This is a genomic window from Rheinheimera sp., from assembly GCF_020217005.1.
In the GTDB taxonomy this organism is placed as follows: Bacteria; Pseudomonadota; Gammaproteobacteria; order Enterobacterales; family Alteromonadaceae; genus Pararheinheimera.
In genome coordinates, this window is record NZ_JAIWOI010000280.1 from 1 (window position 1) to 10,000 (window position 10,000).

Genomic DNA, 10,000 nt, shown 5'->3' on the forward strand with positions numbered 1-10,000 from the left:
TGAATTGCCAAAAGGCTCAAGATTATTAAAGAAAGAATTTACTTATGGTGTGGCTACATCTTCCTTCCAGATTGAAGGTGGAGTTGAGTCCCGTCTGCCTTGTATCTGGGATACCTTTTGCGCTACGCCAGGTAAAGTAAAAGATGGCTCCAACGGCGATATAGCCTGTGATCACTATCACTTGTGGCGTGACGACATTGCTCTGATCAGTTCCTTAGGTGTCGACGCTTATCGTTTATCTATTGCCTGGGCAAGGGTAATGAATCAGGACGGCAGCCTGAATCAGCAAGGTGTTGATTTCTACATCAATATTTTGGATGAGCTGAAGGCCAGAAATATTAAGTCTTTTGTCACTTTGTATCACTGGGATTTACCGCAGCATATTGAAGATCAAGGCGGTTGGCTGAACCGTAACACAGCCTATTTGTTTCAGGATTATGCTGACAAGTTGAGTAAAGCCTTTGGCGATAGAGTTTATTCGTATGCCACCTTAAATGAGCCGTTTTGCAGCTCTTATTTAGGTTATGAGGCCGGTATTCATGCGCCAGGTTTAACTAAAAAAGCCTATGGTCGTCAGTCAGCACACCACTTATTGTTAGCTCATGGTCTGGCGATGCAGGTACTGCAGAAAAACAGCCCAAACAGCATGAACGGCATAGTGCTGAACTTTACTCCTGCTTATCCGTTAACTGACAGCGCTGCCGATCAAAGAGCTGCACAGCTGGCCGATGAATACTTTAATCAGTGGTATATCAAACCTGTATTTGATGGCGCTTACCCGGATTCATTCGCTTTGCTGGCGGATGAAGACAAGCCAGTGATTGAAGCAGGTGACTTTGACATTATTAAAGCGCCGCTGGACTTTTTAGGCGTTAATTTCTACACCCGCACTGTGTATAAAGCCACTGAAGGTCGTGATTTTATTGAAGTTGATATGGTCGAAGCACCGAAAACAGACATAGGCTGGGAAATTTACCCTCAAGCCTTTACCGATCTGTTAGTGTCTTTGCATCAGAAATATAAACTACCTCCTGTTTATATTACCGAAAATGGTGCAGCAGCTGCTGATCAACTGCACAATGGCGAAGTGGATGACCAACTACGCTTGTCCTATTACCAGTCGCATTTGAATGCTGTGCATCAGGCAGTTGAGCAAGGTGTCGATATTCAGGGCTATTTTGCCTGGAGTTTAATGGACAACTTTGAGTGGGCTGAAGGCTACTTAAAGCGTTTTGGTATAGTTTACGTTGACTACAACAGCCAGCAAAGAACTGTGAAAAACAGCGGTCTGGCTTATAAAAATCTAATAAGTAATCGTTAATGTATAAAAAATAATAATTTCAAATCAACACTTTATAGGATGCGCCTGACATGGTTAGTGTAAAGGAGAAAATTGCTTACGGCCTTGGGGATACGGCAAGCAATATAGTGTTCCAGACCGTCATGTTGTTTCTGACGTTTTTTTATACCGACATCTACGGCATTTCGCCGGCTTTTGTCGGTACCATGTTTCTGGCTGTGCGTATTATTGACGCAGTGACAGATCCGCTAATGGGCGCTATTGCCGACCGCACTCAAAGCAAATACGGCAAATTCCGCCCTTACTTACTTTGGTTTGCTTTGCCCTTTGGCCTGATCAGTGTGCTGGCTTTTACCACACCGGATTTTGGCGAAGAGGGCAAAATGATCTATGCCTTTGTCACTTACACCCTGCTGATGCTGGTCTATACCGCTATTAATATTCCATATTGCGCTTTAGGCGCCGTGTTAACCGAAGACCCTAAGGAGCGGGTGTCGGTACAGTCCTATCGTTTTGTCTTTGCCATGCTGGGTGGCCTGATGGTGACCTCGTTAACTTTACCTTTAGTCGAGTTGTTTGGTCAGGGCGACAGAGCTAAAGGCTACCAGCTGACGATCATGGCGATGAGCGTATTAGGTGTGCTGATGTTTTTAGCTTGTTTTTATGGCACTAAAGAACGTATCAACCCACCGAAAGAAGCGGTCAGCCGCAGCTACATGGATAATTTCCGTCAGTTATGGCAAAACGATCAATGGCGTGTGTTAGCTCTGGTGGCTTTATGTCTGCTGAGTGGTTATGTACTGCGTACAACACTGGCAATTTACTACGTGAAGTATTATCTGGAAATGCCGGACAGTATCACCTTGTTTATCACTTTAGGTATGCTGGGCAGTATGGTGGGCTGCATTATTGCGCAGCCGCTGGCGAAGCGTTACTGCAAAGTGAAGCTCTATATTGGTATTCAAATTTTAGCCGCAGTGCTTTGTGCCAGTAGCTATTTTGTTGCAGCCGATAACGTGACCCTCGCTATAGGGCTCTATGTGCTGTGGAATCTGGTGTTTAACACTGGCACTCCGCTGCTGTGGGCCAAAATGGCCGACACTGTAGATTACGGCCAGTGGCGCACAGGAGTCCGCACTACAGGCATGGTCTATTCCTCTATTATCTTCTTTATAAAAATGGGCATTGCAGTAGGCGGCGCTTTGGGTGGCTGGTTATTGGCTGGTATAGGCTATCAGGCCGACCTGGCTCAAACTGAAGAAACCAAAGCTGGATTATTGCTGGCTTTTAGCTTGTATCCTGCCATTGGTTCTTTGATTGTGGCTGTTGTAATGAGCGCTTATAAGCTCAACACAGAAAAAGTGGAAGAAATCACCAGAGACTTGAAGAACGCGGCCGAATAAGTTTGCAGGCAGTAAATCTGCATGGGGCAATCAGTCATGTCCCGACGGTTTAGTCAGACTAAGCCGCCGGGGTCTGTTTGGACAGTCAACCAAGCTGTATTTTCAGGGATAACGGATGTAAAAGCTGGTAATATGACGGACTACAAGATAATTTAGGCTTTACTGATTTACCTTGTGGTTCCCGACTTTCTTAGACTTAACAATAAGTGACAGCACTATATGGCGACCATTTACGACGTTTCTCAGCTTGCTGGTGTATCTCTGGCGACTGTCTCCAGAGTGATGAATAAAAACACCAACGTCAGTGAAAAAACCAGACAAAAGGTATTAGCCGCTATGGCTGAATTAGGCTACAGGCCTAACACTTTTGCTCAGTCTTTGGCGTCAAACTGTTCCAATAGTGTGGGCGTATTGGTCTCTCAGCTGGATGGTCCTTATTACGGCCCTATGATGGCTGAAATTGAAGCTGCACTGCGTGCGGACAACCGCCATGTGATTATTGCCGTAGGTCATAGTGATGCAGCACAGGAAATTGACAGTGTGGAGTTTCTGCTGAGTAAAGGCTGCGACGCCCTGATCCTCGATGTGGAAGCTATCTCAGACGAATATCTGATTAAATTGAGCCAAAGCTCAACACCTATAGTGCTAATCAACAGATACATAGCAGAAATCAGCGATTGCTGTATTTACCTGAACAATGAGCTGGGTGGTTATATGGCGACCCGGCATCTGATTGAGTTAGGACACCGCGATATTGCCTATATTTCCGGGCCAGCGAAAAAGCACGATGCGGCTGAGCGTCTGGAAGGGCATAAAAGGGCTCTGGCCGAAGTGGGCGTATCTTTTGACCCTGCCCTGTGTTTTGAGGGGGATTACAAAGAAGACAGCGGTGTAGACGGCATGAACTATTTGCTCAGTCTGGACAAAAAATTTACTGCAGTGGTCTGCGCCAACGATCAAATGGTATCAGGCGCTATTTCGGTTTGTCTGGAGCGGGGGATGAAAATTCCTCAGGATTTGTCTTTTGTCGGTTACGACAATATTCCTTTTGCCCGTTATGTTTCACCTAAATTGACCACTGTGAATAACCCTATCCACGAAATGGGAAAAATGGCCGCTTTATGGTTGCTAAAGAATTTATATAAGAAAGATATTGAAGTTGAAAATGTGTTCGAGCCTGAACTGGTGGTGCGCAATTCTGCTATTCATATAGAGTAAAACAGCCTCCGCCTGATACGGAGGCTGTGAGCTGTTTAAGGTAAAGCTGCTTCTAAAGTTAAGGTTAAGCCTTCACGGATCTGATCAGCCAGCTCAGATTCAGCTTTGGCTGAATACGAGGCCTCAATCAAAAATACACCAGCTTCAACAGGGGTATAAGTAAACTGCCCTGTTGCATCAGTTTTATGCTGCACGCGTCTAGCTTCATCACGGTAACGTTCACCTTCGTACGATACTTCCAGTTCCACACCAGCTTGTGCCTTACCATTGACTAAAAAAGTAAAAGTCACAGGCTCGCCTGCTACTATGTCAGCCGGGTGCACTGAGCTTTTAAACTCTAAACCTTCGTTTTTCAGAGCCAGCACTGCTGAGGTTGGTTTATTCACTGTGATAAAAGCTATAGAGCGGCTGCGACTTTGGCTGGTCACGACCTCTGTAGCATTGGCCGGCAATTCTTTAGTCCGGGTCTTTTTGTCCGCCATCAAACGCTTACGCTCATCCCCAACTTTGTACATAGTGCCAAAACGTACAGGGCCGCCTAATTCCAGTTTGTAGGTACCTTCAGCATTCAGCTGTGCGTCTACCTGAGATTTACGTTTACCCTGGTATTTATGCTCAATGGCCTGCTTTTTACCATCAGGTGTATATAAAGCCACATTGTCTACCGGAATACCTTTGTCGGCGACAAAAGTCATGTTGGCAGCGCTAACATCAGCCGATACCCAACTGCCTGTTTTTGATAAGACAAAATGACTTGGTACTACCCATAAGGTGTGAGCCAGAGCCGGAGCGCTGATTGCTGTTGCCACTAATAAGGAGGCCAGAATAGATTTTTTCATTGGACTAGTTTCCCTGTACAGAAGTAAGTTTAATTTTGCCCAGCTCTTTGCTGGCCTTTATTTCGATCTGAACGGCACTGCCGTCCCATGTGAATACTTGTTTAGCCAGATTACGGCCGCCTTGTTCACGGGCTGCTTCAACAAAAAGCACATAGTTACCAGCAGCAACGGCATTGCCTTGTTCGTCTTTACCATCCCAGCGTACTTTGTAACTGCCAGGGCCTTTAGTGGCTCCTGTTTTTGCATCGACTAATTGCGGTTCGCTGCGGCCGAGTTTGCGCCAGAAACGACGTAAATCTTTAATCCAGTCCGGTTTTTCCAGCCAGGCTTCAACTAAACGCACTGGCTGTTGTTGCTCGTTTTCAATCCAGACTGCCACATAAGGTCTGTGGTAAGTACCAGTGTCAATTTTTGGCAGTTCGACCTGAATCTCCAACTGCTGTTCTGCCATAGCTGAGCCGCAACACAACAGCACAGCAGCGACTAAATACTTGTACATAGACTTCCCTCTAAGTAAAACGACGCTAAATTAATGAAACGACGCTATATAAGCGACTAAAGCCAAAACCACACCAGCTATAGCTGTGGCGTTGCCAAAATCTCTTCGGTTCGGCTGCCGCCACAATAAATAAAAGCCCGACAAGGCAAACAACACACAAAACACAGCGGTTATATCAATCAGCCACTTCCAACTGCTGCCAGCGTAACGACCTTTATGTAAGTCGTTGGCCAGCGCCAGATAACCACCAAATTCAGTGTCTACTTCAGCTGTGCGTGCTGATAAATCAATCACTACAGCGGCGTAGCCAGCTGGGCGCTTAAAATCAATTTCCAGGACTTCGTCTTCAGGCGAAAAATTCAGGTTATAGCCGCCCTGTAACTGATGTTCCTGCTTTAACCAATCGACATACAAAGCCAGAGCGGCTTGTTGTTGATCCTCTGGTAATTGCAATAAATCCGGCAATTGTTCTGGCAGTTCCAACTGCAACTGCTGACTGGTTTTGCCCGTGCTACTGCTCAATTCAGGGTGATTTAAAGTGATGCCCGTGATGGCAAAAAATAACAACAGCAACAACACCAACATAGCGCTGTAGGTATGTAACCAACGCATCCACCGAGCTAAAGCTGAACTCTTCACAGTACCCCCTAAAAATCAGCTGTCATGCTACTGAGAATTGTTCTTATTTGCAAGGGTTTCACAACCCCCTGATTTAGTTGTTTATTGGTCATGACTTGTTTCTGTTTCGCAAGATGAATAATTGATAGCGTAACTATCAAAGGTGCCGAAGTCGCCGGGTGCTGGCAAATCGCCGACAACTTCGCTTTGCGTGCAAACTACACCTACACAGACGGCGAGCAGAAAAGTGCTGCTAACAATGGCCAACCTCTGACCAATACCGCCAAGCATATGGCTAACCTGACGGTCGACTGGAGCGCAACTGATGAGTTAAAAGTTTTGCTGACGTCAGAAATCCGTACCAAACGTTTCCGCTCATAGGACAGTATTAAAAAGGCCCCGCTGCATTACAAAGCCTGTGACGTCTGCCACTTAGGTACCAGTTATGCGACCAGCGATTCAGTCGCTTTTACGGCACATATCAACAACCTGTTTGATCAGGATTTCACCACCTACGATCTGGAGTTTGTTGAATGTGACAGCGGTACCAGTTGTATTCCAGATGCCAATGGCGCTGACGGGTATCAGGCCAGTTATGTTGACCACTTCAACACCAAAGACAAGTCACGCAACTTATGGATGAGCGTAAACGTCAGCTTCTAAGCATGTTGTAAGTCGAGCCTATGAAAAAAACGCAGATTGATTCTGCGGTTTTTTGTGTCCAAAGCAGTGCTCTGGTTGCGCTAACAATGCTACATTGTTTGAAACATCAACAGGTTTCCAATACAACAAAGGTGACAAGGATGCGTACTAGTTTAACTTTGCTTTTTTTTACATCTGCTTTGGCTTATGCCAATCCATCTCCTATTCCTGCAGATCCGGTGCAGCAACTCAAACCAGAGCTCAGTCAGGTGATAGCTGCCGACGCTCAATTGGAAATACTGGCGGATGGCTTTCGCTGGGCAGAAGGCCCTGTGGCTGAACCTAAGACCGGAGATATTTTGTTCTCCGATGTACCGGACAATAAAGTCTGGCGCTGGAATAGCAAAAATGGTTTAACTTTGTATCTGAGTCCAGCAGGTCACACAGGACTGATAGACGAACCCTCTCTGAAAGAGGGGTCTAATGGTTTGATTTTTAATCAAAAAAATCAGCTGGTATTGGCACAGCATGGTGATAGACGTTTAGCTGTATTAACCTCAGTCAGTACCAAAGGACCTGAATATCAAACTTTGGTAACTCAATATCAGGGCAAGTTATTTAATAGCCCTAATGATCTGGTGCAGCATAGCAATGGCAGTTATTTATTTACCGACCCACCTTATGGTTTAAAAGATGCCGATAACTCGAAACAAAAGCAGCTGAACTTTAATGGTGTGTATTGGCTCAGGGCGGGCGAGCTGATAGTGGTCACTGACAAACTAACCCGCCCTAATGGTCTGGCATTATCACCTGACGAAAAGTGGCTTTATGTTGCAAACTCAGACCCTCAGGCGGCGCAGTGGTGGAAATACCCTCTGGCGGCAGATGGCACTGTAGGCGAAGGCCAGCTGTTTTTTGATGCCACAGCTTGGGTTAAGAGTAAACCCGGGTTACCTGATGGCTTAAAAATACTGCCTTCAGGCCATGTACTGGCGACTGGTCCCGGCGGCGTATTAGTGTTTAATGCCAAAGGCGAACATCTGGGCACTATTCAAACTGGTGTTGCCGCCGCTAATGTGGCTTTAAGTCTGGATAAAGCGTATTTATACATCACGGCGTCCAGCTATTTATTGCGTATTAAGCTAAAAACCGCAGTTTGATTAGAAGCTAGTGTATAGAAATGTAAAGCTGCTCTATTACTGAGCAGCTTGGGGTTAAACTGCGGCCAATTGAATCCGGAGTGCAAGCCTTTGAACCCTTTATTGCTGATTGATGATGACCAGGAACTGACCTCGATGTTAAGTACTTACTTACAGCGGGAAGGTTTTGTCGTGCAGGTGGCCAATAACAGTCAGCTCGGCTTGCGACAGGCCATTTCTGGTCAGTATGAACTCTTGGTGCTAGATGTGATGATGCCGGGCTTAGATGGCATATCATTGCTGCGCCAAATACGCCAACATTCCAAAGTACCGGTCATTATGTTAACCGCCAAAGGGGATGACATAGATAAAGTGCTGGGCCTGGAACTGGGTGCGGACGATTATGTCGCTAAACCTTGCCTACCCCGCGAATTAGTTGCGCGTATCCGGGCCATTTTACGTCGTGTACAGCAACAACATGACGAACCCACCGAAGTCAGAGTTGGGCCTTTAACGCTTGAACCCGGCTCACGTAAAGCCTGGGTCAATGAGCAACAAATTCAGCTGACAGGCGCCGAGTTCAGTGTGCTCTGGGTGTTGGCTTGTCAGGCGGGGCGGTTGGTCAGCAAAGCCGAATTATCACTGCAGGCTTTAGGTAAAACCTTAACTCAATACGATCGTAGCCTGGATGTGCATATCAGCAATATCCGCCAAAAGCTTGGCAAAAGAGAAGACCAACAAGCCTGGATTGAAGCTGTACGCGGCAAGGGTTATCAACTGATGCAACAGTCTTAATTATGGGGCAGGTGTTCTGGAAGTTTTTATTAGCCTTTTGGGGCGCGTTAATTCTCGCGGGCACCTTAGTTTGGGCTGTCAACGAAGTCAGCCGTTCTACGGACGATGAACCCAAACCTGTCTGGATAGGCCCACAGCTCAGATTGGTGTTAGGTTCAGCTCAACTGATGATGGATTCCGGCGGCATTAAATTGCTTGGTGATGTATTGCAGCGCTGGGAAGAAGATCCAATGTCCCGCGACAAGATCCTGCTGCTGAATAACCAGGGCGAAGATTATTTACAGCGAGATGTGCCTGGTGACTGGGAACAATTACTGAAAGAACAACCTGAATACAAAGTGCAGGATAAATCTGGCCAAAGCTGGTATTTGTTGGCGGTGCCACGCCACGAGTTTTTACTGGACTGGTTACGTAGCGGCAGAGGCATTATGGCGACCAGCTCGGTGCCAGCACAACGTATTGATATTCAGCATTCACAACCTGCCAGACCCCATGGTCCTCCTCCTGATGAAGCTGTGCAGCCTTTTGGCCCCACTGGTTTTGGTGAAAAAGGCCCACCTCCCGAAATGCGTGGTATGGCAGTAAGAGCCACTATGGCTATGCCTCCGGTCTGGTTTCATCCTGCATTTTTATTGGCTGCTATTCTGGTCACCAGTTTATCTGTTAGTTTGTGGCTGGCCTGGTATTTTGCCTCGCCAGTGCGTCAATTAAAACGAGCTCTGCAGTCACTGGCATCCGATCACTGGCTGACTCAGTTGGGCCCTAAAGTCACAGGGCGGCGCGATGAGTTTGGTGCTGTAGCCCGCAGTTTTAATGAGATGGCTAAAAGTGTTGAGCAAGCCATTAGTGGCCAGCGCCGTTTATTGCATGATGTCTCGCATGAATTCCGCTCGCCATTAGCCCGCTTACAAATACTGGTGGGACTGGCGCGGCAAACTCCTTCTGAAAGCGCCCTAGTGCTGGATAAAGTGGAAGCAGAAACCCAAAAATTGAATGCACTGGTCGAAGAAATTCTGACTTACTCACGGCTGGAAAGTGGTGCTGCAGCAGTGAAGTTGCAGCAGGTGGACCTGTTGGAACTGCTGGAATCCGTGGCGGAGGATGGCCGGTTGGAGGCCTTGTCGCAACATAAACAGCTGCTGGTAAAAGCTGATACAACAGTGCAACTGCAGGCTGACCCTGATTTACTCTATCGTGCGCTGGAAAACCTGATCCGCAATGCCATCAAATTCACTCCACCTGATAGCCTGGTGACGGTGCAGTTGAGACAACAGCACGGGCAAGTGCAGATTTTAGTTTCCGATCAAGGCCCTGGTGTAGCGCCAGACGAACTAGCCAAATTGTCTGATCCATTTTTCCGCGGTCAGAGCAAAAAAGATGGTGTAGGTTTAGGTTTAAGTATCGCCAAAAGAGCGGTGGAAAGTTGTGGTGGACAGTTAAAGCTGCATAATCTTTATGCAGCTTCGGGTGAGGTTAGTGGTTTTCAGGCGGTAATTAGTTTGCCGTTTGAAGAATGAGCCTAAGGTACAGTGACTGTTATTGCTAAA

10 protein-coding genes are annotated in these 10,000 nt (G+C 46.8%); 7 read left to right on the forward strand and 3 right to left on the reverse strand.

Annotation, left to right across the window (positions count from 1 at the left end; genetic code table 11):
* The 3 genes from LDL40_RS13625 to LDL40_RS13635 form a co-directional block, all read left to right on the forward strand.
* Nucleotides 1–1,321 (forward strand): GH1 family beta-glucosidase (locus LDL40_RS13625; protein ID WP_300995922.1); only part of this gene is annotated, 1,321 nt, incomplete at its 5' end.
* A 50-nt stretch (nt 1,322–1,371) separates the two neighbouring features.
* Nucleotides 1,372–2,703, forward strand: coding sequence for a glycoside-pentoside-hexuronide (GPH):cation symporter (locus tag LDL40_RS13630; RefSeq protein ID WP_300995923.1), 1,332 nt, complete (start codon nt 1,372–1,374; stop codon nt 2,701–2,703).
* Nucleotides 2,704–2,922: 219 nt separating this feature from the next.
* Nucleotides 2,923–3,921 (forward strand): LacI family DNA-binding transcriptional regulator, encoded by a 999-nt coding sequence (locus LDL40_RS13635; protein ID WP_300995924.1) that lies wholly within the window; start codon nt 2,923–2,925, stop codon nt 3,919–3,921.
* A gap of 35 nt (nt 3,922–3,956) precedes the next feature.
* Here LDL40_RS13635 and LDL40_RS13640 read toward each other — a convergent pair whose 3' ends face one another.
* From LDL40_RS13640 to LDL40_RS13650, 3 genes are read right to left on the reverse strand one after another with little or no spacing between them, the layout of a single operon-like run.
* Nucleotides 3,957–4,760, reverse strand: a complete 804-nt coding sequence (locus LDL40_RS13640) for a DUF4198 domain-containing protein (protein WP_300995925.1) — start codon at nt 4,758–4,760, stop codon at nt 3,957–3,959.
* Nucleotides 4,761–4,764: 4 nt separating this feature from the next.
* A complete protein-coding gene (locus tag LDL40_RS13645) occupies nt 4,765–5,259 on the reverse strand; it encodes a DUF2271 domain-containing protein (protein ID WP_300995926.1) in 495 nt (164 codons plus the stop codon).
* A gap of 30 nt (nt 5,260–5,289) precedes the next feature.
* Nucleotides 5,290–5,871, reverse strand: coding sequence for a PepSY-associated TM helix domain-containing protein (locus LDL40_RS13650; protein WP_300995927.1), 582 nt, complete (start codon nt 5,869–5,871; stop codon nt 5,290–5,292).
* 162 nt (nt 5,872–6,033) lie between these two features.
* Between LDL40_RS13650 and LDL40_RS13655 the strand changes: the two genes are divergently transcribed.
* The 4 genes from LDL40_RS13655 (at nt 6,034) to LDL40_RS13670 (ending at nt 9,970) form a co-directional block, all read left to right on the forward strand.
* On the forward strand, nt 6,034–6,258 hold the full coding sequence (locus LDL40_RS13655; protein WP_300995932.1) for a TonB-dependent receptor: 225 nt from the start codon (nt 6,034–6,036) through the stop codon (nt 6,256–6,258).
* 422 nt (nt 6,259–6,680) lie between these two features.
* A complete protein-coding gene (locus LDL40_RS13660; protein ID WP_300995928.1) occupies nt 6,681–7,679 on the forward strand; it encodes an SMP-30/gluconolactonase/LRE family protein in 999 nt (332 codons plus the stop codon).
* A gap of 90 nt (nt 7,680–7,769) precedes the next feature.
* A complete protein-coding gene (locus LDL40_RS13665; RefSeq protein WP_300995929.1) occupies nt 7,770–8,453 on the forward strand; it encodes a response regulator transcription factor in 684 nt (227 codons plus the stop codon).
* Between the two features lie 2 nt (nt 8,454–8,455).
* Entirely contained in the window at nt 8,456–9,970 is a 1,515-nt protein-coding gene (locus tag LDL40_RS13670) for a HAMP domain-containing sensor histidine kinase (protein WP_300995931.1), read from the forward strand.
* Nucleotides 9,971–10,000: the final 30 nt, after the last annotated feature.

Excerpts from the sequence above, each read along its gene's own strand:
- LDL40_RS13630 (WP_300995923.1), top strand. The coding sequence starts at position 1,372 with ATGGTTAGTGTAAAGGAGAAAATTGCTTACGGCCTTGGGGATACGGCA.
- LDL40_RS13635 (WP_300995924.1), top strand. The coding sequence starts at position 2,923 with ATGGCGACCATTTACGACGTTTCTCAGCTTGCTGGTGTATCTCTGGCG.
- LDL40_RS13640 (WP_300995925.1), bottom strand. The coding sequence starts at position 4,760 with ATGAAAAAATCTATTCTGGCCTCCTTATTAGTGGCAACAGCAATCAGC.
- LDL40_RS13645 (WP_300995926.1), bottom strand. The coding sequence starts at position 5,259 with ATGTACAAGTATTTAGTCGCTGCTGTGCTGTTGTGTTGCGGCTCAGCT.
- LDL40_RS13650 (WP_300995927.1), bottom strand. The coding sequence starts at position 5,871 with ATGCGTTGGTTACATACCTACAGCGCTATGTTGGTGTTGTTGCTGTTG.
- LDL40_RS13660 (WP_300995928.1), top strand. The coding sequence starts at position 6,681 with ATGCGTACTAGTTTAACTTTGCTTTTTTTTACATCTGCTTTGGCTTAT.
- LDL40_RS13670 (WP_300995931.1), top strand. The coding sequence starts at position 8,456 with ATGGGGCAGGTGTTCTGGAAGTTTTTATTAGCCTTTTGGGGCGCGTTA.